This is a genomic window from Glycomyces sp. L485 (assembly GCF_022548875.1).
Classification (GTDB): domain Bacteria; phylum Actinomycetota; class Actinomycetes; order Mycobacteriales; family Micromonosporaceae; genus Glycomyces.
In genome coordinates, this window is the sequence record NZ_JAKZEW010000015.1 from 631 (window position 1) to 23,236 (window position 22,606).

Below are 22,606 nucleotides of genomic sequence, written 5' to 3' on the forward strand. Positions count from 1 at the left end.
AAGTCTCCACACCCGAGCGGCCCGAGACTCCGCCCTCCGGCCGCCCGACCCGACGCCCCCGCAGCCCACCGAACCAGATGCGACAGCCCCCGAAACCGACACCGCCACAACCCCGCCACCGCCGCCGAACCGGACCCGAAAGTCACGCTCCCTGCCCTGCCCCCACGACCGGCCTCCGTGGCCGACAACCCGCCCCGGACTCCACCCAGCTCTTTCGTCGCTGATCGATTGAAGCGTAAGTGAGAGGCACCGGGGAACCGAAGACACCGCCCCGCCCAACCCTCCACCTCGTCATCGCCGCCGCCCTTGGCGCAGAGCGACCATCCGCCACACTGCTCCCGCCCACGCACGCGCGGCCATTGCCGGACTCCTCAGGCGAACCCCCGCCAACCACCGCCGACTCATCCGCTGCTACATCCCAGGAACCTCCGTGGCCGACAACCGGCCCCGGCCTCGACTCGGCTATTTTCGTCGCTGCCCCGTTTGAAGCCCACCCCGACACCATCGGGACGCCGACAGGCCACCCGGACACAGCGTTCCTGCGTGGGCGCGGCTTCGCCACGCCCACGCGGTCCCGGAAGAACAGCGAGTTCTCAGACCTCGAGGACGTGCGGGACGATCATCGGGCGTCGGCGGTAGGTGTCGTTGACCCATTTGCCGACGGTGCGCCGCATGATCTGCTGGAGCTGGTGCGGTTCGGCCACGCCGTCTGCGGCGGCCCGCTCCATCGCCTCGTCGATAAGCGGCAGGACGCCATCGAACGCCTTCGGGTCGTCCGAGAAGCCGCGGGCCGAGACGGTGGGACCGCCGACGACCTTGCCGTTCTCGGAGTCGATGACGACCGTGGCCGCGATGAAGCCGCCGTCGCCGAGCATTCTGCGCTCGCTGAGGACCGGCTCGCCGACATCGCCGACGGTGAGCCCGTCGACGTAGACCAGGTTGTTCGGGATGTGGCCGACGAGGCGGGCGCGGCCGTCGACGAGGTCGACGACGTCACCGTTCTCGATGACGATGACCTGGTCGGCCGGGACCCCGGAGTCGATGGCGAGCCGCGCGTGCGCCTGGAGGTGCCTGGCCTCACCGTGGACCGGGATCATGTTGGAGGGCTTGACGCTGTTGAGCACATACAGCAGTTCTCCGGCGGGCGCGTGCCCCGAGACGTGGACCTTCGCTACGTCCTTGTGGATCACCGTGGCGCCGGTGCGGGCGAGGCGGTTGATGACGCCGTAGACGGCGGTCTCGTTGCCCGGCACCAGCGAGGAAGCGAGGATGACGGTGTCGTCGGGCTCGACGGTGATGTGGCGGTGGTCGCCCGACGCCATGCGGCCCAGAGCGCTCATCGGCTCGCCCTGGGAGCCGGTGGACATGTAGACGATCTCATCGTTGGGCAGCCGGACGGCCTCGTCCATGTTGACCAGCAGGCCCTCGGGGATCTTCATGAGGCCGAGGTCTCGGGCGATCGACATGTTGCGGACCATGGAGCGGCCGACGAACGCGACCCTGCGGCCGTGCGCCCAGGCCGCGTCCAGGACCTGCTGGACGCGGTGGACGTGGCTGGCGAAGGAGGCGACGATGATACGGCCCTTGACGTCCTCGAACAGCTTGTCGAGGACCGGGCCGATCTCTCGCTCGGAGGTGACGAATCCGGGGATTTCGGCGTTCGTCGAGTCCGACAGGAGCAGGTCGACGCCCTGGTCGCCGAGTCGGCCGAAGCCGGCGAGGTCGGTGATGCGCCCGTCGAGGGGCAGCTGGTCCATCTTGAAGTCGCCGGTGTGCAGGACCAGGCCCGCGCCGGTGCGGATGGCGACCGCGAGCGCATCGGGGATCGAGTGGTTGACGGCGAGGAACTCCAGCCCGAACGGGCCCAGCTCGACGGTGTCGCTCTCGGCGACGACCGTGGAGACCGGCCTGATGCGCCGTTCACGCAGCTTCGCCTCGACGAGCGCGACGGAGAACTTGGAGCCGACCAGCGGGATGTCGTGCTTGTGCTCCAGCAGGAACGGGATCCCGCCGATGTGGTCCTCGTGCCCGTGGGTGATGACGATGGCCTCGATGTCGTCGAGGCGGTCGAGAATGGGCGTGAAGTCCGGCAGGATCAGGTCGACACCCGGCTGCTCTACGTCGGGGAAGAGCACCCCGCAGTCGACGATGAGGAGCCGTCCCTCGTACTCGAACAGAGTCATGTTGCGGCCGATCGCGCCCAGTCCCCCGAGGGGGACGACGCGCAGGCCGCCTTCGGGTAGTTCGCCGGGTTCTCTGAGATTGTCGGGTCGGGTCAAGCTCATCAGACCTCCTTGACGGTCGCGAGGTTCTCGGCGATGAAGTCCGCGATCAGCGCGTCGGCGGGCGTGAGCGGCAGCCTCGGCTCGCCTGCCGGGAGCCCGCGCTGGGCGAGCGCGCACTTGACGGCCGTGACCCCCTGCGCCGGGCCCTGGAGCGCGCGCATGGCGGGCAGCAGGGCGTCGTTGATCGCGGAGGCCCGCTCGACGTCGCCGTCGTCGAAGGCATCGAACATGGCGTTGATCTGCTTGCCCACGAGGTGGGCGATGACGGAGACGACGCCGACCTGCCCCGTGGCGTAGGCGGCGAGGTTGAGCGCGTCGACACCGCAGTAGAACGTCAGCCCGGTGGCTACGCGGATGCGTTGAGTGGCCGAGAGGTCGGCCGTGGCGTCCTTGCAGGCGATGATGCGCGGGTGCTCGGCCAGGCGGAGGTAGGAGGACTCGGTGATGGGCACGCTCGACCGCGGCGGGATGTCGTAGAGCATGCACGGCAGCTCGGTCGCGTCGGCGATGGCGTTGAAGTGCGCCTCGATCCCGTCCTGCGGCGGCCGCGAGTAGTAGGGCGTGACCAGCAGCAGGCCCCGCGCCCCCGCCTTCTCGGCCTCTTGGGCGAGTCGGACGGAGTGGCGCGTGTCGTAGGTGGAGGCCCCGGCGACGATGTGGGCACGGTCGCCGACGGCTTCGACCACGGTTTCGATGAGCTGAGACTTCTCGGCGTCGGTGGTCGTGGGCGACTCACCAGTGGTGCCGTTGAGGACGAGTCCGTCGCACCCCTGCTCATCGACGAGGTAGCGGGCCAGTTCGCCGGCTCCGGGCACGTCGAGCTCCCCCGACGGCGTGAACGGCGTGATCATGGCCGCCAGAGTGCGCCCGAATGGGCGGTTCACGTTGCGCATGTGCTTTCACCAATACTGAATTGAGGCGGTCCGGGGGCGTCGCCCGGTCGCTCGTTCGTTTCACTGTCTCAAGTTTCGGCGCCGTCTCGGACGGCTTCGGGGTCTTCGGTGCCCTCAGCCCTCGGTGACGTAGGGGCTGTGCGCGACTTCAGTGCCGTCGTCGAGCGAGGCGATGGTGAAGTCGGCGAAGACGTTCGCGGCCTTCTCTTGGAGCTGCCGCAGGCATTCGACGGCCAACGCGCGGATCTCGACATCGGCGTGTTCGGAGGCGCGCATGGCGATGAAGTGGCGCCATGCGCGGTAGTTCCCGGTGACGACGATGCGGGTCTCGGTGGCGTTGGGCAGTACTGATCGCGCCGCCTGGCGCGCCTGCTTTCGACGCAGCGTGGGGTTCGCCACGTCGGCGAACTTCTTCTGGAGGCCTTCCAGGAGGTCGTTGTAGGCGCTCTGGGCGGCCTCGGAGGCGGCCAGGAAGCGTTCGTGGAGCTCGGGGTCCCCCGCGATGACCTCCGGCTCGACCATGGCCGCGTCGCGCTCGGGTACGTAGCGCTGCGACAGCTGGGAGTAGGAGAAGTGGCGGTGGCGGATGAGCTCGTGCGTGAGCGAGCGCGAGATACCGGAGAGGTAGAAGGTGACGCTGCCGTGCTCGAGGACCGACAGGTGCCCGACCTGGAGGATGTGGTCGAGGTAGCCGGCGTTCGTGGCGGTCTTGGGGTTGGGCTTCTTCCAGGACTGGTAGCAGGCGCGACCGGCGAACTCGGCGAGCCCTTCGCCGCCGTCGGCGTCGGTGTTCCAAGGGATGTCGGCCGGGGCCTCGAAGTGCGTCCAGGCGATGAGTCGGACGTCCATCGGTACGATTTCGGGCATGCCCCGCTCCCCCTCGTGATCGATTTGCTTACAGCTGGTTATAGCTCTATGAGCGTACTCGGGCGACGGTTGTGGCCTTGACCGCGCCCACGAATGCCGCCAGGTCATCTCTACACGGCGACCACTCAGTCTGACCAGCGGTTTTCCCGCATCGCGGCATAATGGTGCGCGGCAGAGCATCAGATCGACTTGACAGACATCAACAGTGATGTCACTATGGTGTCATGGACTTGACGCCGTATATCGAATCGCTCCGCCGAAGCCTCACCGCCGCCGCCGCACCGGCCGGCGAAGACGCCGCGCGGACCGCAGAACTGCTGTCAGAGGCGCTCGACGCCGGGGCGCGACTCGCGCTCATGGAGGCACTCTCCGAGGCCGCCGCCGAGATCACCGCCGGACTCGACCAGGCCGGGTCGTCCGCGTCAGTCGACCTGCGGGTGCGAGGCAAGGAGGTCGACCTCCGCGTCACCGACGTCGAAGCGTCCGAGACCACGCCGCCGCCGGCCCCGCCGGTCGACGACGACGTCGCCCGCATCACGCTGCGCCTGCCAGAGTCGCTCAAGGAGGACGTCGAGAAGGCCGCCTCCGCTGACGGCGCCTCGGTCAACGCCTGGCTCGTGCGGGCCATCAACACCGCCGTTCACTCTTCGCGCACTTCAAGCCCGACCAGCGGCGCGCGATACAGCCAACGCATCACCGGCTACGCCCGGGCATAGGAGAGCGTCGAACTCATGAACGAGTACACGGAATTCACCCACGACGGACCGATCACCGCGTCGATCACCCTCGCCGAAGGATCCGCCACCGTCACCGCCCACGAGTCCGACCAGGTCCTGGTCGAGATCAAGCCCGCGCAGCGAAAGATCGAGGGCGACAACGACGCCGCCGACCTGGCCCGCGTCGAGTTCGAGAACGGCCACCTGCGCGTCGTCGCGCCGGAGAAACCACAGAACTGGCTGTTCAAGAAGCAGATCGGCGTCCATGTCTCGGTGAAGGTCCCGGTGGGCTCCGACGTCGCGGTCAAGTCGACCTCGGCCCCGATCAGCCTGCACGGCAAGCTCGGGCCCGTCTCGATCAACACCGTCGCCGGCTCGGCCACCGTCGAGCAGGCCACTAGCGTGCGCGCCAACACCGTGTCGGGCTCGATCAGCGTCATCGACGCCATCGACGAGTTCCGCGCGAACACCGCATCGGGCCAGGTCCGGGCGGACCACGTAGGAGGGGACCTCACGGCCAAGACCGTCGCCGGCGCGGTCATCGCCGAGAGGGTGGACGGCTCGGCCCGCGTCAACACGCTTTCCGGCGGCATCGAGCTGGGCGCGCTCAAGTCGGGGGTCTGCCGCGCGAACACCGTTTCCGGGCGCATCAGTCTCGGGGTCGTCGCCGGCACCGACGTGTGGATGGACCTGGACGCCAAGGCCGGGACCGTCACCTCGGAGCTCGCCGCGGGCGACACCTCGCCCGCGCCGTCGGCCGATGAGGGCACGAGCCTGGAAGTGCGTGCCCGGTCCGTCTCCGGGGACATCTACCTGCACCGGGCGAACGCCTACACGTAGAAGTAGGTGAACGGCTCCCAGGGCAGATTGCGGGCGAGGAAGAAGACGCCCCAGGCGATCAGGAACGACGTCAGTACATTTGGGGTGAGGTGGAACGTCGGCAGACGCCACCTCACCTTCGGCGCCATCCGCGGCAGCGCCCAGGCCAGGTACATCCAGACGATGAACGGGGCCGCGAACACGGCGATGGCGTGGTGCCGGGCTGCCTCGGGCAGATTCGCCGTCACCAGGTAGTAGAACGCGCGGGTGCCGCCGCAGCCGGGGCAGTCGAAGCCCGTGGTCATCTTGAACAGGCACGTCGTCGGGCCGGTGTCGTCCGTCGGATTCGCCGCCACCACCCCGCCGGCCGCCGCCGCGAAGCAGGCCAGCAGTGCCACCGGCGCCAGCCAGGGCCGCGCGAGCAGCGACGTCGTCCAGCGCGACATCACGCTCTGGCGAGTCTCGCTTCGTTCAAGGGTCGCTTCATCAACTGCGCACACGGTTCCTCCCGTCTCACAGCGTATCCCGTGCCCGCCGATCTGGATGAAAGCGCCGGTTCACCCCGCCGGCACGCCTAGGCTCGGAACATGCTGGCACTTACGAAGCGGGCCACGCGCCGGGCACTGGCCGCGGGCGCCGCAGTCGGCGTCCTGATCGCCACTTCCGGCTGTCTCAGACTCGACCTGGAACTCGAAGTGCGGCCGGACGACTCGGTCGACGGGACCTTCACCGCCGCCTGGAGCGAGGAGTTCCTCGACGAGGTCCGCTCCGGCGATGACGCCATCGATCAGTCTGAATTGGATGCGTTTCTCGAAGCGCTGCTGGAGGGCGTGCCGGACGCCGATCGCAGCGCCTACCACGCCGAAGGCTACATCGGACAGAGCGCGAGCTTCACCGGGCGGCCCTTGGCCGAGTTCGCCGACCTCGGCGGCGACGAGTGGGGGTACCTGCGGATCACGCACGAGGACCGCCGCTACCTCCTCGACGGCTACTGGGACCTCAGGATCGACGAGTTCCTCGACATCGAGAACCTGGAGGACGCCGAGATCGTCATCAGTGTCAACTTCCCCGCCGCCGTCACCGACCACAACGGCGAACTGGACGGGCGCACCGTCACCTGGACTATGTCGCCGGGCGAGGATTACGAGCTGCGCGCCGAAGCCGAGCAGTACAACGGCCGGGCGTGGCTGGCAGTCGGCGCCGGTTCGCTCGTGGTCGTGCTGGCGCTGCTGTGGCTGTGGCAGTGGAGCCGGCTCCGGAAGTACTCGCTCTGAGCGACGTGAGCCGCGGGAACCCCGACCCCGACCTCCTCAGTCGAGGAGGTCGTCGATGCCGATGGTGAGGCCGGGGAGCGAGGGCACCGCCCGGACCGCCAGGAGCACACCGGGCATGAAGGAGGCGCGGTCGAGTGAGTCGTGGCTGATCGTGAAGCGCTCGCCGGGGCCGCCGAAGCGGACCTCCTGGCTCGCTACGTAGCCGGCCGAGCGGATCGCGTGGACATGGACGCCGTCGACCTCGCCGCCGCGGGCGCCGGTCGCGTCCTCGGCGGTCGCGTCCGGCATCTCGGGCAGGTCGGCCTCGGCCCTTGCCGCCGCGATCAGCCGCGCGGTGTGGACGGCCGTGCCCGAGGGGGCGTCGACCTTGCGCGGGTGGTGTGTCTCGATGATCTCCGCCGAGGCGAAGTGCTTCGCGGCCTTCGCGGCGAACTGCATCATTAGGACCGCGCCGATCCCGAAGTTCGGGGCGATGATCGAGCCGACCTCCGGGTCGTCGCCGAGCATCTCGCCGACCCGGTCGAGCCGGGCCTGATCGAACCCGGAGGTCCCGACCACGGTGTGCAGGCCATGGTCGATGCACCAGGCCAGGTTGTCCATGACCACGCCGGGCAGGGTGAAGTCCACGACCACATCGACCCCGGCCTCGGTGAGCGTCTCCAGGGGTTCGTCGTGGTCGACCGCCGCGGCCAGCTTCATGTCGTCGGCTTCGGCCACGGCCTCGCAGACGGCCTGGCCCATCCGGCCACGCGCGCCCAGCACACCCACATTGATCATTCGAACTCTCCTTGGTCGAACGGCCCCACGGCCGCGGTCGTCATCGGCTGCGACAGGATATCGGCCGCCACGGCCCGTACCTGGGCCATGGTCACCGCCTCGTTGCGCGCCAAGTCCTGCTCCACGCTGATCAGCTCGCCGTACAGCGTCTCGTCGCGGCCGAGCCACTCCATGCGCGAACCGGAGTCCTCCATCGCGAGGATCACGCCGACCTCGTACATCTTCTTGCCCCGGCGCAGTTCCTCTTCGGTGATGCCGTCGTTGACGACGCGCGCTATTTCGGCGACGACGAGGTCGCGGACTTCGCGGGCCTTGTCGGGGCTGCATCCCGCGTAGACGCTGAACGAGCCGGTCCCGCCGAAGTGGGCGGTCGAGGAGCTCACCGAGTAGGCCAGGCCGCGTTCCTCGCGGATCGACTGGAACAGCCGAGAGGACGAGCCGCCGCCGAGGACGCTGTTGAGCACGCCGAGCGCGTAGGCGCGCTCGTCCTTCCTGGACATGGTGCGGCAGCCGATGACGAGGTTGGCCTGCTCGATGTCCTCGTTGGTCACCGTGAGCAGGCTCGGGAGCCTGGGGACGCCGTCGCTCGGGAGGCGCTGGGCGGGCACCTCGGTACCGCCCTGGAGCGGGGCGAAGGCCTCGCGGGCGAGCTTGACGACCTCTTCGTGGTCCACTCCCCCGGCGGCGCACACGAGCAGGTTCGACGGCAGGTAGTGGCGGCGGTAGAAGCCGCGGATCTGCTCGGCGGTGATGGCCCGGACCGATTCGGCGGTCCCGGCGATGTCGCGCCCGATCGGGCTGTCGCCGAACAGCGCCCTGTTGAAGTGCTCGTGGACGACCTCGGCGGGGTCGTCGGCGGAGGAGGCGATCTCCTCCAGGATCACGCCGCGCTCGACTTCGACGTCCCGGTCGGCGATGAGCGAGGCCGACACGGCATCGCCCAGCACGTCCAGCGCAAGGGGCAGGTCGTCGGCGAGGACGCGTTCGTAGAAGCAGGTGTGGTCGCGGGCGGTGTAGGCGTTCGATTCGCCGCCGACGGCCTCGACGGCCTCGGAGATCTCGGCGGCCGTTCGCTTGGCCGTGCCTTTGAACAGCAGGTGCTCCAGGAAGTGCGACGCCCCCGACATCTCGGGGGTCTCATCGCGGGAGCCGACGCCGATCCAGGCGCCGACCGAGGCCGAGCGCATCACGGGGATGGACTCGGTCACCACGCGCAACCCGCTGGGCAGCACCGTGCGTTGCACCGTGCCGCCCAGCGGGTTGTCGTCAATGAGCGTTCGAGTCAGGGGACGACTCATTTACTCTTCAGAGCCTCCGGCGTCATCGGTGCGGCGGGTCCGGCGCCGACGGCGCTCGCCGCCGCCGCGCTCGTCGTCCGAACGGCGGGGACGCTCGTCGTCCGAGCGGCGCGAGCCGCCCTCACGCCGCGGGCCGCGGTCGCCCCGGTCGCCCCGGTCGCCACTGCGTCCGCGGTCGCCCTCGCGGCGCTCCGGACGGCCCTTCTTGTAGCCCTCCGGCTCCTCGCCCTCCGGGTAGACCTTGTCGAGGTAGATCTTGCCGCGGTTGTCGATGTCGCCGATCTCGACCTCGATCTTGTCGCCGACGCCCAGCACGTCCTCGACGCGGTCGACGCGCTTGCCGTCGCCCACCTTCGAGATGTGCAGCAGGCCGTCGCGGCCCGGCGTCAGCGAGATGAAGGCACCGAAGTCGGTTGTCTTCACGACGGTGCCGAGGAAGCGGTCGCCCACGTTCGGCAGGGTCGGGTTGGCGATCCCGTTGATGGTCTCCACCGCGGCGGCCGCGGCGTCGCCGCTCTCGGCCGACACATAGATGGTGCCGTCGTCCTCGACGGTGATGTCGGCGCCGGTGTCGTCCTGGATCTGGTTGATCGTCTGGCCCTTCGGCCCGATGATCGCGCCGATCTTGTCGACCGGGATCTTCAGCGTGGTGATCCGCGGAGCGGTCGCGGCGAGCTCGCCGGGCTCCGAGATGGCCTCGCCCATGACGTCGAGAATCGCGTGGCGGGCGTCGTTGGCCTGCTGGAGCGCCTGCGCCAGGACCTCTGAGGGGAGGCCGTCGAGCTTGGTGTCCAGCTGGAGCGCCGTCACGAACTCGGGCGTGCCGGCGACCTTGAAGTCCATGTCGCCATAAGCGTCCTCGGCGCCGAGGATGTCGGTCAGCGTGACGTACTTGGTCTCGCCGTCGACCTCCTCGCTGATCAGGCCCATCGCGATGCCCGCGACCGGTGCCTTGATCGGCACGCCGGCGTTCATCAGCGCCATGGTCGACGCGCAGACCGAGCCCATCGACGTCGAGCCGTTCGAGCCCAGCGCCTCCGAGACCTGCCGGATCGCGTACGGGAACTCCTCGCGGCCCGGCAGGACCGGAACCAGGGCGCGCTCGGCGAGCGCGCCGTGGCCGATCTCGCGGCGCTTCGGCGAGCCGACGCGGCCGGTCTCACCGGTCGAGTACGGCGGGAAGTTGTAGTTGTGCATGTAGCGCTTCTTGCTCACCGGCGACAGCGTGTCGATGGCCTGCTCCATGCGCAGCATGTTCAGCGTGGTGACACCCATGATCTGGGTCTCGCCGCGCTCGAAGATCGCCGAGCCGTGGACGCGCGGCAGCACCGCGACCTCGGCCGCGAGCGGCCGGATGTCGACCGGGGTGCGGCCGTCGATGCGGACGCCCTCGGCGATGACGCGCTTGCGGACCAGCTTCTTGGTCAGGGACCGCAGCGAGGCCGAGAGCTCGCCTTCGCGACCCTCGAAGTCAGCGCCGAGCTTTTCGAGCATGACCGCCTTGACGCGGTCGAGCTCGGTGCCTCGCTCCTGCTTGTCGGCGATGACGAGCGCCTGGTCGAGTTCCGGGCCGACCGCCGACTCGACGGCCGCGAACGCGTCGTCGAGGTAGTCGGGGAAGCGCGGGTACTCCGCCACGGGCTTGGCGGCGACCGCCGCCAGTTCGGCCTGGGCGCGGACCAGCTCGGAGATGACCGGCTTGACCGCTTCGAGGCCGCCGGCGACGACCTCCTCGGTGGGCTTCTGCGCGCCGCCGGCGATGAGCGCGACGGTGTTCTCCGTGGCCTCAGCCTCGACCATCATGATCGCGACGTCGCCCGATTCGAGGACGCGGCCGGTCACGATCATGTCGAAGGTGGCCTTCTCGATCTGCTCGAGCGTCGGGAAGCACACCCACTGCCCGTCGATGAGGACGGCGCGGGTGGACCCGAGGGGCCCGGAGAACGGCAGTCCGGAGAGCTGGGTCGACATGGAGGCGCCGTTCATGGCGACCACGTCGTACTCGTCGCGCTCGTCGACGGCGAGGATCGTGCCGATGACCTGGACCTCGTTGCGCAGACCGCTCACGAACGAGGGGCGCAGGCCGCGGTCGATCAGGCGGCAGGTCAGGATGGCGTTCTCGCTGGGACGGCCCTCACGGCGGAAGAACGAGCCGGGAATGCGCCCGGCGGCGTACATCCGCTCCTCGATGTCGACGGTCAGCGGGAAGAAGTCGAGGTGCTCCCTCGGGCTCTTCGAAGCGGCGGTGGTCGAGAGGACCACGGTGTCGTCCATCTGCACGATGGCCGAGCCCGGCGCCAGCTTGGCGAGGCGACCGGTGCTGAAGACGATCTCGCGAGTGCCGAACTCACCGTTGTCGATGACGGCGGTGGCGTGATGCTCCCCCAGGTTGTGGGCCTCGGGTGTCCGTTCGGTTGCTTCGGACATTGAGTATCTGACTCCTCATTTGTAGTTCGGAGCGCGCCTTGCCATGTTGGGGCCGGTCTTCGATCGAAGCACACGGATCGGCGTCCCGAGCCTATGGCGGGACGGTCCGGGTGCCACTACCGAGGACCGGCGGTCTCTGGCGAGTCGCGCCGTGCCTCGTCTGAAGGCACTGTGGCAGAGCTTGTGCTCTTCGCCCAGCCTACGTTATCCGGCCGAGGCGACGGCAGCCGCGAAGCGAAACGGGCACGGAAGGTGGCGCGGAATACGCGAGAGGGAGCAGCCGGTCGGCTGCTCCCTCTCGGCGGAGCTTGCGGGCCCTGAACAGGCCCGGCTGACGAGTCGTCTAACCGCGGATTCCGAGGCGCTCGATGAGCGAACGGTAGCGGGTGATGTCCTCGTTCTTGAGGTACTTGAGCAGACGGCGACGCTTGCCGACCAGGAGGAGCAGGCCACGACGCGAGTGGTGGTCGTGCTTGTGCTCCTGGACGTGAGTGGTCAGCTCTTTGATGCGGGCCGTCAGCAGCGCCACCTGGACCTCGGTCGAACCCGAGTCGCCCTCGTGGGTGGCGTACTCCTTGATGATGTCAGCCTTCTTCGTGGCTTCGAGCGCCATTTGCAACTCCCTCTTGGGTGGATGAACCGGCGTGACCCACGGCGTCGTGTAGGTCGGTCGGGCCGCTCGGACCAGTCCAGTCCGCGCGAACCCGATCAGGCTATCAGCGGCCTCGGTCGAGCCCCAAGGCCGCACGGGTCTGTGCGACGTCCGTCTCGATCTGTTTGACCAGGTCGTCGACGTCGCCGAACGCGATCTGGCCGCGCAGGCGCGAGACGAAGTCGAGCCGGACCTCGGCGTCGTACAGGTTGCCGGAGAAGTCGAGCAAGAACGCCTCGACCGAGCGCTCCTCGTCGCCGAAGGTGGGGTTGGTGCCGATGCTGATCGCCGCCGGGAGGCGGCGTGAGTCCATGTGAAACCAGCCGGTGTATATGCCGTCGGAGGGAATCGCGAAGCCCGGCAGCGGCCGGAGGTTCGCGGTCGGGAAGCCGAGGTCGGCACCGCGCGCGTGGCCGTGGACGACGGTGCCTTCGACGCCGAAGTCGCGGCCGAGGATCGCGGAGGCCCCTTCGACGTCCCCTTGGGCGAGGCTGGCGCGGACGCGGGTCGAGGAGAAGGCTTCGATGTCGGCGCTCAGGCCCTGGGCAAGGACCTCGAAGCCGAGGTCGGCGCCGAGTTCGGCCAGATGTTTCACGTCACCGGCTGCCTTGTGGCCGAAGCGGAAGTTCTCGCCGACGACGACGCCGACCGCGTGCAGTCGATCGACAAGGACGCCCCGGACGAATTCCTCGGGGCTGCGCTGCGAGAGCTCCTTGGTGAACGGCAGGACGCAGACCCCGTCGACACCGAGCGCACCGAGCAGTTCGACGCGCCGCTCGACACTGGTGAGCTGGGGCGGGACTGCATTAGGGGCGACCACGGCAGTCGGGTGCGGATCGAAGGTGACGACGACGCAGCGGGCATCGCGCTCGGCCGCCGCCTTGACAGCGGTTCGGATGAGGGCGGCGTGACCGCGGTGAACGCCGTCGAATACGCCGATCGCGACCACCGAGGCGGGCCAGCCGTCAGGGGTTGCGTCTATTCCACGCCAGGTTTCCACGGGGACGATCTTCTCACTGCCGGGCCCGGTCCGCCCAACGGACGAGGCGCGCAGTGGTCGCCGCCGCTAGGGGCCTCTGGTGGTCCCGGCCGGGACCACCAGAGGCCCCTACAGAATCATCGACGATTCCGCGTTCCCTCCTGAGGCGAAGATGAGCAGCATCAGCACGCCCACGGTGAGCAGTAGGAATATGCCCAGCAGCAGCCAGCCGTTGCCGACCGTGTCCGCGGGGACCGGAATCTCGTCGCCGAGCACCTCCGGATCGGAGTGCTCGGCGAGATGCTCGTTGACCTGCCCTGGGACCGTATGGTGGGGCTCCTCCGGCAGTTCCTCGGTGGGATGGGGACACATGGCGCCTCCTGAATCGCTGGTGGGTGCGGCGAAACCTGCTTCCCTTGATTCTTGAAGAATCGTCAGTTATCCGACTGTGTTTTCCGAGAATCTCTCTGACGCAGGCGTCGATCCCGCACTAATGGAATTACAGGCCCGTCAGCCCCGTCAGCAGCCAATACCGTCCCCTGCCTCGCCGTTGGCCCGACAATCGCCCCTAGGCGTGCCATCTTCGGACGAACTGAACCAGCACAAACGGGGTGAGCGAATGACATTCATGAGATTCCGGACCGCGGCCGTCGCCGCCGCCACGACCGCGGCGATCGCCGCGGCCACCGTCACCGGCGGAGGCACCGCGCAGGCGGCGGGGTCGACCGGCTGCGTCCAGCTCAACGGGCACACCGTCTGCCGCACCGACCCGCGCGGCGGTTCCGACACCTCCATCGTCAAGGAGATCGTGCGCCAGATCGACCGAACCGGCCGCGGCGACACCGTCCGAGCGTCGGTCTACCAGTGGACGCTCGAGCGGCCCGTGAGACCCGTGGCCGAGAGCCTGATCAAGGCGAAGCGGCGCGGCGTCGACGTCAAGGTCGTCATCGGCCGGCGCGGCAGCGCGCCGGCAGCGAACAACGCGGTCATCGCCGAGTTCAAGGACGCCGGCATCGCCGTCAAGCAGTGCAAGGGCGCCTGCCTGCCCAATCCGGCGGGCCGGACGAAGGGCCCCAACCACAACCGCTTCTTCCTCATCGAACGCGATGACAGGCCGACGGTGATCACCACCAGCTTCAACTTCACCCGCTTCCACACCACCCAGGCGCACAACCTCATCGCGGTGCACGGCGACCGGTCTCTGCACGGGTTCTACAACAGGTACTGGCAGCGGCTCTATAAAGGATCATGGAAGGGCTGGGGTGAGCGGCACAAGGACACCCCGGGCAACGGCACCCACGCGTGGGTCTTCCCGCGCTCGGCCGATCCGATCGCCTCGCAGCTGAAGCAGGTCACCGGCTGCGCCAAGGGCGACCGGGTGTGGGTCGCGCACGCGAACTTCCAACCCAACCGGCCGGCGGTGCGCGAGCAGCTCGGCCGGATCAAGCGGCTCGGATGCGACGTCAAGGTCGTGGTCCTGGACAAGGACACCAACAGCCCGAGCTGGATCGCGAAGGCGACCGGCGGCGGGAGCGTCCGCGTCCACTCCTCGCTGCGCGACAAGTTCATCGTCCTCGACGCCGAGTTCAACGGGAAGGCGCGTCAGCTCGTCTACACCGGCACGCACAACCTCAACAAGAACAGCATGAAGAACGCCGACGACAACCTGCTCCGGGTGGGAGGCAAGACCGTCGCCGGCGTCTACACGGACTACTTCAAGAGGTTGTGGAGAGGCAGTGCCCGATTACGGCTCGCAGGCTTCGCCGATGGAGCTAGCCCTTGACGGAGCCGGCGAGCAGACCTCGGACGAAGTACCTCTGGAGCAGCAGGAACACGAGCAGCGGGACGATGATCGCGACGAACGCCGCCGCGGGCAGACGCGTCCAGCCGAAGCCCCAGGTGCCGGCCATGTCGCCGAGCACCGCGGTCAGCGGCCGCGTGGCCTCGCCGCCGCCGAAGGTGCGCCCGACCAGGAAGTCGTTCCACACCCACAGGAACTGGAAGATGCCGATCGAGGCCAGCGCCGGCGTCACCAGCGGCAGGACGACCTTGCGGAAGATCTGCGAATGGCTGGCGCCGTCGATGCGCGCCGCCTCCATCACGTCAGTGGGCAGTTCCCTCATGAAGTTGTGCAGCAGGTAGATCGCCAGCGGCAGACCGAAGATCGAGTGGGCGATCCACACCTGGACGATCGTCTGCACGCCGGTCAGCTGCCAGGCGGGCATGAGCGTCAGCGGGCCGATGGCCAGTCCCTTGCTGAAGAACGACAAGAGCGGGATCAGCGCCATCTGGAGCGGCACCACCTGCAGCGTGAAGATCCCGATGTAGAGCAGGTTGCGCCCTTTGAATTGGATCCAGGAGAGCGCGTACGCGGCCAAGGCGGCGAAGGTGACCGGGATGATCACGCCTGGAATGGTGATGACGACGGTGTTGATCAGGTTGCGGATGAGACCGCCGCCCTGAGAGGTGCTGTACAGCACGTAGTTGTAGGTTTCGAGCGTGAAGCTCGGGTCGCCGAAGAAGGTCCACCAGCCGGTGGCGCGGATGTCGTCCTCGGGGCGGAGCGACGAGATGAACAGCCCCGCGGTCGGGATCGTCCAGATCAGGGCGATGCCGACGGCGAAGGCGCTGGCGAGCCTGCTGGAGAGCAGGCGCCGGATGCGCTCGCCGCGACTCTCACCGATGGTGGAGACGGCCTCGGGCTCGGTCTTGACGCTCATCGAGCCTCCAGTTCCTGGCGGCGCATGTTGCGCACCTGGTAGATGACGACGGGGACGACCAGGAGGAACAACAGCACCGCCATGGTCGCGCCGCGTCCGTCGTTGCCGAGTCGGAACGCCTGGTCCCACATGTTGTGGGCGAGGACGTCGGTGCCGTGGTGGCCGCCGGTCATGGCCCGGACGATGTCGAAGAGCTTGAGCGTGGCGATGAAGACGGTCACGGCGACGACGACGATGGCGGAACGGATCGAGGGGACGGTGACCCTCCAGAAGATCTGGGCAGGGCTGGCGCCGTCGATTCGGGCGGCCTCGATGATCTCCAGGGGGACGCCCTTGAGGGCGGCCGACAGGACCACGGTGGCGAAGCCGACCTCGATCCAGATGAGGACGACCATCAGCAGGAGGTTGTTCATCGGGAAGGTGTTGAGCCAGTTGATCGGGCTGGCGCCGAACCAGACCACGACCTGGTTCATCAGGCCGATCTGGTTGCCTGTGGCCTTGTACTGGTAGATGAACTTCCAGATGATGGAGGCGCCGACGAAGGAGATGCCCATCGGCAGGAAGACGAGGGCCTTGTAGGTCCGCTCGCCTCTTCTGCCGTCGATGAGGACGGCGTAGACCAGGCCGAGGGCGGTCGACAGCGCCGGGACGATGATGATCCACAGGGCGGTGTTGATCAGGGTCTGGACGGCGTCGGGGTCGGACAGGGCCCACCCGTAGTTGTCCAGCCAGACGAATCGTGAGCCGTCCGAGCTGTAGAACGACATCACGATGGTGCGGACGGCCGGGTACACGAGGCCGAGGAGCAGGAAGAGGACGGCCGGGAAGAGGAAGACCGAGGCCACCAGGCGACTGCGGTTGCGTCTTGAGGCGAGTTCCGCGAGCCCGTAGAGGGCGAGCATGACCACTACGAAGGCGATGAGGCCGACGGCCAGCAGCCCGAAGCGGTCGGTGAGTTGGGAGACGTTCACGATCCAGCGCGCTCCAGATGTTCGGGCGATGTGCCGAGCGGGGCCGTCGGGACCCCGCTCGGCGTCGTCATTCGGTTGATCGTCGTACTGCTAGTTCGGCCAGGAGTTCTCGATGTCGTCGGCGACCTGCTCGCTGGTCTTCTCGCCATCGACCCACTGGACCATGCCGGTCCAGAAGGAGGAGGCGCCGACCTCGCCGGGCATGAGGTCCGATCCGTCGAAGCGGACGGTGACGGCCGGGTCGGTCAGGATCTCGGTGGCGAACTCGTTGATCGGCGTGGTGGCGTTGGCCGGGTCCACGCCCTGGTGGGCGGTGCTCCACGGGCCGGTCTGGAGCCGGGTGTTGTGGTAGAGCTCAGAGGCCAGGAACTGGCGGGTGGCCTCGACCGCCTCCGAGTCGTTGAAGGCCGCCACGAACTCGCCGCCGACCAGCATGGTGTTGTCGCCCTCGTTGGACTCGGGGAAGCGGAACGCGAACACGTCGCCGTCCTCGGCGACGGTGGTGCCGCCGGGCCACATGGCGCCGTAGAAGGACGCCTGGCGATGCATGGCGCATTCACCGTCGAGGATCGCGTAGCCGCCCTCCTGGAAGGGAGTCGAGCTGATCGTGTCGGTGCCTCCGTAGATGTAGTCCTCGTTGAGCAGGACCTCGCCGGCCTTTTCGATGGCGGCGACGATCTGCGGGTCGTTGAACGGGATCTCGTGGTTGACCCACTGGTCGTACAGGTCGGTGCCTTCGCGAAGGACGATGTCCTCGATCCAGTCCGTGCCGGGCCAGCCGGTGGCGCCGCCGGACTCGAAGCCGACGCACCAGGGCATGACGCCGTCGGCGGCGATCTGGTCGGACAGGCTGATCAGTTCGTCCCAGGTGGCCGGGACCTCGTAGCCGGCGTCGGCGAAGAACGAGGGCGAGTACCAGATGAACGACTTGGCGTTGCCGGAGTTCGGCGGCGCGTAGAAGGTGTCGTCGATGGTGCCGTACTGGAGCCAGTCCTCACTCCAGCCCTCGGTGGCCAGCGAGTTGACCTCGTCTGACGCGGGAACGAGGTCGTCGGCGAAGTTCTCCATCAGGCCCGGCTGCGGGAACAGCGCGATGTCGGGGGCGTTGCCGCCGTCGACGCGGACCTTCATGTCGGATTCGAACTCGCCTGAGCCCTCGTAGTCGATGGTGATGCCGGTGCACTCTTCGAAGAAGCTCCAGGCCTCTACCATCTCGTCGGCCTCGGCGTCGCGGATGGAACCGAGAATGGAAACGGTTTCACCGTCGAAGGAGCCGTACTGCTCGTAGTTGGCGCAGTCCTCGGCCTCCGCGGGGACCTCGCCCCGGGATTCCTCTTCTTCGGGTGCGCCGCAGGCCGCGGCCGCGAGCGCGAGGGCGCTGGTGGCAGCCGCTAGGCACATCAGTCGTCGGGTCTTGCTCATCGGGATTCCCTCTCTATGCAGCTGATGGTCGCCCGGCGAGTCCGACTGCCTCCCATTTTCCGGTCGGATCCACACCGTGCTCACGCACTGCGTGTTCCTTGCGGAACCGCCTCACTCGCCGTTGGGGACGACGCCGAAATCGTGCGCTGGATTACACTACATGTCAAGGCTAAATTACCGAATCGTTACTCATGGCGACACTATCGATATCTTTGACGGCCTGATGCCGATATCCTTGACGGGCCAGATGCGTGGGAGCGGTGACATGAAAGTATCATCGCTATCGTCGGAAACTTCGAGGACACGACATCTCAGCCTCCTCTTGACCTGAAAGGTGCCCCTCATGCAGCAGTTCCATTTCCCGGAAGGCTTCCTCTGGGGCACCGCGACCGCCTCCTACCAGATCGAGGGCGCCGCCGCCGAGGATGGCCGCGGACAGTCCATCTGGGACAGATTCTCTGATATTCCGGGCAAGACTTGGCGCGGCCAGTCCGGGCGTGTCGCATGCGATCACTACCACCGCGTCGACGAGGACATCGACCTGATGCGGTCGATGGGCGTCGACACCTACCGCTTCTCCATCGCCTGGCCGCGGATCCAGCCCGACGGCTCGGGCCCGGCCAATCCCGCGGGCCTCGACTTCTACGACCGCCTGGTCGACAAGCTCGTCGCAGCGGGCATCAAGCCCATGCCGACGCTCTATCACTGGGACCTGCCGCTGACCCTGGAGAATCTCGGCGGATGGCCCGTGCGCGACACCGCCGAGCGCTTCGGCGAATACGCCGCGATCGTCGCCTCCCGCCTGGTCGACCGGGTCGAGACGTGGTGGACGCTCAACGAGCCGTGGTGCTCGGCCTACCTCGGCTACGCCAACGGCCACCATGCGCCGGGCCGCACCGAGCCGGGCGCGGCCCTGGCCGCCGTCCACCACCTGCTGCTCGGGCACGGCCTGGCGACCCAGGCGCTGCGCGCCGCGGGCGCCGAGCAGGTCTCGATCGTGCTCAACCCCTCGCATTGCCGCGGCGACGAGGACGCCGTGCAGGTCGTCGACGGGGTCGCCAACCGGATCTTCTTCGACCCGTTGCTCAAGGGCGCCTACCCCGAGGACGTCGTCGCCAACACGCGGTCCCACACCGACTGGGGCTTCGTCCAGGACGGGGACCTGGAGACGATCAGCCAGCCGATCGATTTGCTGGGCGTCAACTACTACACGCCCACCTGGCTGCGTTCGAAGGCCGGCGCGCCCGAAATCGACGTGTTCCCCGGCTCGGCCGGCATCGAAGGATGGACCCCCGAGGAACTCCCGGTGACCGACATGGGCTGGCCGATCGACGCAAGCGGCCTGTTCGACCTGCTCGTGCGCATCCACAAGGACTACGGCGTGCCGGTCATGGTCACCGAGAACGGCGCCGCCTACCCGACCGGCCCGAATGAGGCCGGCGAGGTCGTCGACACCGAGCGGATCGAGTACCTGCGCTCGCACATCGGGGCGGTCCACGACGCCATCGGGGCGGGCGTGGACGTGCGCGGCTACACCGCCTGGTCGCTCATGGACAACTTCGAGTGGGCATTCGGCTACGACAAGCGCTTCGGCCTGGTCTACGTCGACTACGCCACCCAGCGGCGCATTCCGAAGGCCTCGGCGAAGTTCTACTCCGACGTCATCGCCGCGAACGGCCTCGAACTGGACTAGACCGGTTCCAGCGCGGCCCGCAGTGCCGCCACGACTCGCTCGGGCGCCTCGGCGCCCATGACCGCGCCCATGACCGCGACACCCGCCGCACCCGCCTCCCGTGCGGCGCGGGCCCGCTCGGGGCCGGTGACGCCCCCGAGCGCGTACACCGGCACCGGGCTCGTCGCCACGCGCTCGGCGAGGCCTTCCAGCCCGATCGCCGGCCCGTAGCCGGGTTTGGAGGCGGTGGGCCAGATCGGCGAGTACGTGACGTAGTCCAGCTCCTCGTCGATCGGCTCTCCGACGTGGACGGACCGGCCCACGCATTCGGGGCGTGGGACCGGCATCGGGAAGAGCGCCGACAGATGCGCCGCGGGCACCGTCTCGCGCGGGTCGGCGACCACCAGTTCGCCGCCCGAGGCCGAAAGGACGACCTCCAAGCGCGCGGCCAGACTCCGCCGCTCGGACCAATCGAGGTGCTTCTCCCGAAAGAGCAGTGAGAATGGACCTCCCTGCAGGGCACGATCGACGTGCGCGACAAGTGTTCTGGGGTACCCGTTGCCGTCTGTGACGACAACGAGCCGGTGTTGCAGGCTGGCCATGAGAGGCGAGCCTATCGGATTTGCGCGTTAGATCACGCGCACGCTGGGTCGACCGATTTAACACTTCCGTATCGGATCCTTGTCCGAACTTGCGTAATTCATGACACAGGTGCGAGACTGCTGGAGATGAATATCGGCGATCAAATCAATGTGCTGCGTACCGAGGGGGAGCGGATCGCCATCGCGGGAGGAGAACTCGCGCTCAACGCCGCTGTGCCGACTTGCCCCGGTTGGACCGTCAAGGACCTGTTGACCCACATAGGTACGGTCCACCGCTGGGCTACGGCCATAGTCGCAGGTGCCCTGCCCTACGACCCCCGTCAACGCGAGTTCCAGCATGTCGTCGGCCCGATGCCGCACGACGAACTGCTGGTCGACTGGGTCCGAGTTGGACTCAGCCACCTCGCCTCGACACTCGAGAACGCACCCGACGACCTCCAGTGCTGGCAGGTGTTCTCCTCCGAGTCCTCAAAGCGCTTCTGGGTGCGGCGCCAGGCACACGAGACCACCATCCACCGAGTCGACGCCGAGCAGGCCAGAGGCGACGAGATCTCACCGATCAAGCGGGACTTCGCCGCCGACGGCATCGACGAGTTGCTCCTGGGCTTCCACGGGCGGCCCTCCAGCCGCGTCCGGGCCCTGCGCCCCTCGGTCCTGCACATCCACGCGATCGACCTGACCCCCGGCCGCGGCGACTGGTACATCCACCCGACCGACACCGGCCCGCTGGTGACGTTCAACGAGGTCGAGTCGCCTCACTGCACGATCGAGGGCCCCGTGGAACTGCTGTACCTGGCGCTGTGGAACCGGCTGCCCTTCGACGATCTCACGGTGAGCGGCGACCCGGCACTGCTGCAACTGTGGCGCAACTACTCGGCCGTGCGGTGGGTCGACCCGGTGGACGCTTAGCCACTAGAGCACTACAGAAAGCGACACCGAATGAGGACCCGCGGGTCGGTGCCCGTGGACGGCGCGGCGCTGCCCGTATCCTTTCGGGGGTGAACCGAGAGCATCTCGCGCCGACTGACGCCGTCCCGCGCGCGGCCCTGTGGATCCTCCTCCCCGCCGCGATCGCCACCCTCGCAGGCCTCGCCCTGCTGTGGCCGTTCGGCGTCGAAGAGGCCGACGACCAGGGATTCGGCACCGAGGTCGAAGGCTACGTCATCTCCGTCCACGAGACCGAATGCGACCCCGAGCAGGACGAGCTGTCAGAACAGCTCCAGGCCGACCGCTGCGGCGACGTCCTGGTCCGGCTCGCCTCCGGACCCGACGCGGGCAGCGAGATCCTGGTCGACATCCCGGCCGGGCCCGGCGCCATCGAGGTCGCCGCAGGACAGGACGTGGTCCTCATCTACACGCCCGACTCGGTCTCGGAGCAGCAGTACCACATCATCGACCACGAGCGGTCCAGTGCGCTGTGGGCGCTGGTGATCGCCTTCGCGCTCGCCGTCGTCGCCTTCGGACGCTGGAAGGGCCTGCGATCCCTGGTGAGCCTCGGCATCACCTTCGGCGTGGTGCTGCTGTTCATCGTCCCGGCGATCCTCGACGGGCGCTCGCCGATGCTCGTCGCGATCGTCGGATCGGCGGCGATCATGCTCGTCTCGCTCTACCTGTCGCACGGCTGGAACCGGACGACGACCGTGGCCGTGCTCGGGACGCTCGCCTCGCTGGTGCTCACCGGCGCGCTCGCCCAGGGCGCCGTACACCTGGCCTACCTCAACGGCGTGCTCGACGAGGAGACCACGACGCTGGCGATGCAGTACCCGATCGACATGTCCGGTCTGCTGCTGGCCGGTATCCTCATCGGCGCGCTCGGCGTCATCGACGACGTCACCGTCTCCCAGGCCGCCACCGTCGACGAGGTCGCCAAGGCGAACCCGAGGTGGGGGCGCGCCAGGCTGTTCAGCTCGGGGATGCGCGTCGGACGCGACCACCTCACCAGCGTGATCAACACCCTCGTGCTCGCCTACGCGGGCGCCTCGCTGCCGCTGCTGGTGCTCATCTCCGCCGCCAATCGTCCACTGGGCCAGATCCTGACCAGCCAGACGATCGCCACCGAGATCACCAGGTCGGTCGTCGGCACGCTCGGCCTCATCGCCGCCGTGCCGATAACGACCTGGCTGGCCGCGGCGCTGGCCAGGAGGGAACCGCCGAAGGAGAAGCAGCCGAAGGAGCGAAAGCGGCCGAAGCCGGACCCGGAGCCGAGCGACAACTGGGGCGAGGATGATTCGC

20 protein-coding genes and 1 pseudogene are annotated in these 22,606 nt (G+C 68.1%); 7 read left to right on the plus strand and 14 right to left on the minus strand.

Features of this window, described 5'->3' with window-relative positions; translation table 11 throughout:
- Positions 1 to 593: 593 nt before the first annotated feature.
- The 3 genes from L0U85_RS09675 to thyX form a co-directional block, all read right to left on the minus strand.
- Positions 594 to 2,285: a ribonuclease J gene (locus L0U85_RS09675; protein ID WP_241377557.1), complete on the minus strand. Its 1,692-nt coding sequence runs from the start codon at positions 2,283 to 2,285 to the stop codon at positions 594 to 596.
- Entirely contained in the window at positions 2,285 to 3,178 is an 894-nt protein-coding gene (gene dapA / locus L0U85_RS09680; RefSeq protein ID WP_241377558.1) for a 4-hydroxy-tetrahydrodipicolinate synthase, read from the minus strand. The genes L0U85_RS09675 and dapA overlap by 1 nt, the downstream gene beginning before the upstream one ends.
- 114 nt (positions 3,179 to 3,292) lie before the next feature.
- Entirely contained in the window at positions 3,293 to 4,045 is a 753-nt protein-coding gene (gene thyX, locus L0U85_RS09685; protein ID WP_241377559.1) for an FAD-dependent thymidylate synthase, read from the minus strand.
- Between the two features lie 224 nt (positions 4,046 to 4,269).
- On the opposite strand from thyX, the gene L0U85_RS09690 reads away from it, so the two are divergent.
- Complete coding sequence (locus L0U85_RS09690; protein ID WP_241377560.1) at positions 4,270 to 4,761, plus strand: hypothetical protein; 492 nt, start codon at positions 4,270 to 4,272, stop codon at positions 4,759 to 4,761.
- 15 nt (positions 4,762 to 4,776) lie between these two features.
- Entirely contained in the window at positions 4,777 to 5,601 is an 825-nt protein-coding gene (locus L0U85_RS09695) for a DUF4097 family beta strand repeat-containing protein (RefSeq protein ID WP_241377561.1), read from the plus strand.
- On the opposite strand, the gene L0U85_RS09700 is transcribed toward L0U85_RS09695, so the two are convergent.
- Positions 5,592 to 6,026: a DUF2752 domain-containing protein gene (locus L0U85_RS09700; protein WP_241377630.1), complete on the minus strand. Its 435-nt coding sequence runs from the start codon at positions 6,024 to 6,026 to the stop codon at positions 5,592 to 5,594. The two genes, L0U85_RS09695 and L0U85_RS09700, sit on opposite strands and share 10 nt — an antisense overlap.
- A 141-nt stretch (positions 6,027 to 6,167) precedes the next feature.
- Between L0U85_RS09700 and L0U85_RS09705 the strand changes: the two genes are divergently transcribed.
- Positions 6,168 to 6,854 carry a hypothetical protein gene (locus L0U85_RS09705; RefSeq protein WP_241377562.1) on the plus strand — a complete coding sequence of 229 codons (687 nt, stop codon included), beginning with the start codon at positions 6,168 to 6,170 and terminating at the stop codon, positions 6,852 to 6,854.
- A 36-nt stretch (positions 6,855 to 6,890) separates the two neighbouring features.
- Here L0U85_RS09705 and dapB read toward each other — a convergent pair whose 3' ends face one another.
- The 6 genes from dapB to L0U85_RS09735 form a co-directional block, all read right to left on the minus strand.
- Positions 6,891 to 7,631 carry a 4-hydroxy-tetrahydrodipicolinate reductase gene (gene dapB, locus L0U85_RS09710; protein WP_241377563.1) on the minus strand — a complete coding sequence of 247 codons (741 nt, stop codon included), beginning with the start codon at positions 7,629 to 7,631 and terminating at the stop codon, positions 6,891 to 6,893.
- Positions 7,628 to 8,929, minus strand: coding sequence for a pitrilysin family protein (locus tag L0U85_RS09715; protein WP_241377564.1), 1,302 nt, complete (start codon positions 8,927 to 8,929; stop codon positions 7,628 to 7,630). Before L0U85_RS09715 ends, dapB begins: the two co-directional genes overlap by 4 nt.
- Positions 8,930 to 11,356 carry a polyribonucleotide nucleotidyltransferase gene (locus L0U85_RS09720; RefSeq protein WP_241377565.1) on the minus strand — a complete coding sequence of 809 codons (2,427 nt, stop codon included), beginning with the start codon at positions 11,354 to 11,356 and terminating at the stop codon, positions 8,930 to 8,932. It abuts the gene before it with no gap.
- Positions 11,357 to 11,699: 343 nt separating this feature from the next.
- Entirely contained in the window at positions 11,700 to 11,969 is a 270-nt protein-coding gene (gene rpsO / locus L0U85_RS09725) for a 30S ribosomal protein S15 (RefSeq protein WP_241377566.1), read from the minus strand.
- A 103-nt stretch (positions 11,970 to 12,072) separates the two neighbouring features.
- Positions 12,073 to 13,008: a bifunctional riboflavin kinase/FAD synthetase gene (locus tag L0U85_RS09730; RefSeq protein WP_241377567.1), complete on the minus strand. Its 936-nt coding sequence runs from the start codon at positions 13,006 to 13,008 to the stop codon at positions 12,073 to 12,075.
- Positions 13,009 to 13,116: 108 nt separating this feature from the next.
- Positions 13,117 to 13,359, minus strand: coding sequence for a hypothetical protein (locus L0U85_RS09735; protein ID WP_241377568.1), 243 nt, complete (start codon positions 13,357 to 13,359; stop codon positions 13,117 to 13,119).
- Positions 13,360 to 13,615: 256 nt separating this feature from the next.
- On the opposite strand from L0U85_RS09735, the gene L0U85_RS09740 reads away from it, so the two are divergent.
- Positions 13,616 to 14,770, plus strand: a complete 1,155-nt coding sequence (locus tag L0U85_RS09740; protein WP_241377569.1) for a phospholipase D-like domain-containing protein — start codon at positions 13,616 to 13,618, stop codon at positions 14,768 to 14,770.
- Here L0U85_RS09740 and L0U85_RS09745 read toward each other — a convergent pair.
- The 3 genes from L0U85_RS09745 to L0U85_RS09755 form a co-directional block, all read right to left on the minus strand.
- Complete coding sequence (locus tag L0U85_RS09745) at positions 14,760 to 15,707, minus strand: carbohydrate ABC transporter permease (RefSeq protein WP_241377570.1); 948 nt, start codon at positions 15,705 to 15,707, stop codon at positions 14,760 to 14,762. The two genes, L0U85_RS09740 and L0U85_RS09745, sit on opposite strands and share 11 nt — an antisense overlap.
- Positions 15,704 to 16,678 (minus strand): sugar ABC transporter permease, encoded by a 975-nt coding sequence (locus L0U85_RS09750; protein WP_241377571.1) that lies wholly within the window; start codon positions 16,676 to 16,678, stop codon positions 15,704 to 15,706. Before L0U85_RS09750 ends, L0U85_RS09745 begins: the two co-directional genes overlap by 4 nt.
- A gap of 90 nt (positions 16,679 to 16,768) precedes the next feature.
- Positions 16,769 to 18,100, minus strand: a complete 1,332-nt coding sequence (locus L0U85_RS09755) for an ABC transporter substrate-binding protein (protein WP_241377572.1) — start codon at positions 18,098 to 18,100, stop codon at positions 16,769 to 16,771.
- 343 nt (positions 18,101 to 18,443) lie between these two features.
- On the opposite strand from L0U85_RS09755, the gene L0U85_RS09760 reads away from it, so the two are divergent.
- Positions 18,444 to 19,793, plus strand: a complete 1,350-nt coding sequence (locus tag L0U85_RS09760; RefSeq protein ID WP_241377573.1) for a GH1 family beta-glucosidase — start codon at positions 18,444 to 18,446, stop codon at positions 19,791 to 19,793.
- Here L0U85_RS09760 and L0U85_RS09765 read toward each other — a convergent pair.
- Positions 19,790 to 20,212 (minus strand): thiamine phosphate synthase, encoded by a 423-nt coding sequence (locus L0U85_RS09765; protein WP_347177409.1) that lies wholly within the window; start codon positions 20,210 to 20,212, stop codon positions 19,790 to 19,792. The two genes, L0U85_RS09760 and L0U85_RS09765, sit on opposite strands and share 4 nt — an antisense overlap.
- 288 nt (positions 20,213 to 20,500) lie before the next feature.
- Here L0U85_RS09765 and L0U85_RS09770 point away from each other — a divergent pair, with 288 nt between their 5' ends.
- Both L0U85_RS09770 and L0U85_RS21270 read left to right on the plus strand, forming a co-directional pair.
- Positions 20,501 to 21,283, plus strand: coding sequence for a maleylpyruvate isomerase family mycothiol-dependent enzyme (locus L0U85_RS09770; RefSeq protein WP_241377575.1), 783 nt, complete (start codon positions 20,501 to 20,503; stop codon positions 21,281 to 21,283).
- A gap of 518 nt (positions 21,284 to 21,801) precedes the next feature.
- Positions 21,802 to 22,491 (plus strand): annotated as a pseudogene (locus L0U85_RS21270) (YibE/F family protein); the annotation flags it as partial.
- Positions 22,492 to 22,606 lie beyond the last annotated feature (115 nt).

What these genes read in the sequence shown, in the direction of transcription:
- L0U85_RS09740 (WP_241377569.1), top strand. Translation starts at nt 13,616, where the DNA reads ATGAGATTCCGGACCGCGGCCGTCGCCGCCGCCACGACCGCGGCGATC.
- thyX (WP_241377559.1), bottom strand. Translation starts at nt 4,045, where the DNA reads ATGCCCGAAATCGTACCGATGGACGTCCGACTCATCGCCTGGACGCAC.
- dapA (WP_241377558.1), bottom strand. Translation starts at nt 3,178, where the DNA reads ATGCGCAACGTGAACCGCCCATTCGGGCGCACTCTGGCGGCCATGATC.
- dapB (WP_241377563.1), bottom strand. Translation starts at nt 7,631, where the DNA reads ATGATCAATGTGGGTGTGCTGGGCGCGCGTGGCCGGATGGGCCAGGCC.
- L0U85_RS09720 (WP_241377565.1), bottom strand. Translation starts at nt 11,356, where the DNA reads ATGTCCGAAGCAACCGAACGGACACCCGAGGCCCACAACCTGGGGGAG.
- L0U85_RS09690 (WP_241377560.1), top strand. Translation starts at nt 4,270, where the DNA reads ATGGACTTGACGCCGTATATCGAATCGCTCCGCCGAAGCCTCACCGCC.
- L0U85_RS09735 (WP_241377568.1), bottom strand. Translation starts at nt 13,359, where the DNA reads ATGTGTCCCCATCCCACCGAGGAACTGCCGGAGGAGCCCCACCATACG.
- L0U85_RS09700 (WP_241377630.1), bottom strand. Translation starts at nt 6,026, where the DNA reads ATGTCGCGCTGGACGACGTCGCTGCTCGCGCGGCCCTGGCTGGCGCCG.
- L0U85_RS09695 (WP_241377561.1), top strand. Translation starts at nt 4,777, where the DNA reads ATGAACGAGTACACGGAATTCACCCACGACGGACCGATCACCGCGTCG.
- L0U85_RS09675 (WP_241377557.1), bottom strand. Translation starts at nt 2,285, where the DNA reads ATGAGCTTGACCCGACCCGACAATCTCAGAGAACCCGGCGAACTACCC.
- L0U85_RS09705 (WP_241377562.1), top strand. Translation starts at nt 6,168, where the DNA reads ATGCTGGCACTTACGAAGCGGGCCACGCGCCGGGCACTGGCCGCGGGC.
- L0U85_RS09745 (WP_241377570.1), bottom strand. Translation starts at nt 15,707, where the DNA reads ATGAGCGTCAAGACCGAGCCCGAGGCCGTCTCCACCATCGGTGAGAGT.
- rpsO (WP_241377566.1), bottom strand. Translation starts at nt 11,969, where the DNA reads ATGGCGCTCGAAGCCACGAAGAAGGCTGACATCATCAAGGAGTACGCC.
- L0U85_RS09755 (WP_241377572.1), bottom strand. Translation starts at nt 18,100, where the DNA reads ATGAGCAAGACCCGACGACTGATGTGCCTAGCGGCTGCCACCAGCGCC.
- L0U85_RS09770 (WP_241377575.1), top strand. Translation starts at nt 20,501, where the DNA reads ATGAATATCGGCGATCAAATCAATGTGCTGCGTACCGAGGGGGAGCGG.
- L0U85_RS09715 (WP_241377564.1), bottom strand. Translation starts at nt 8,929, where the DNA reads ATGAGTCGTCCCCTGACTCGAACGCTCATTGACGACAACCCGCTGGGC.
- L0U85_RS09760 (WP_241377573.1), top strand. Translation starts at nt 18,444, where the DNA reads ATGCAGCAGTTCCATTTCCCGGAAGGCTTCCTCTGGGGCACCGCGACC.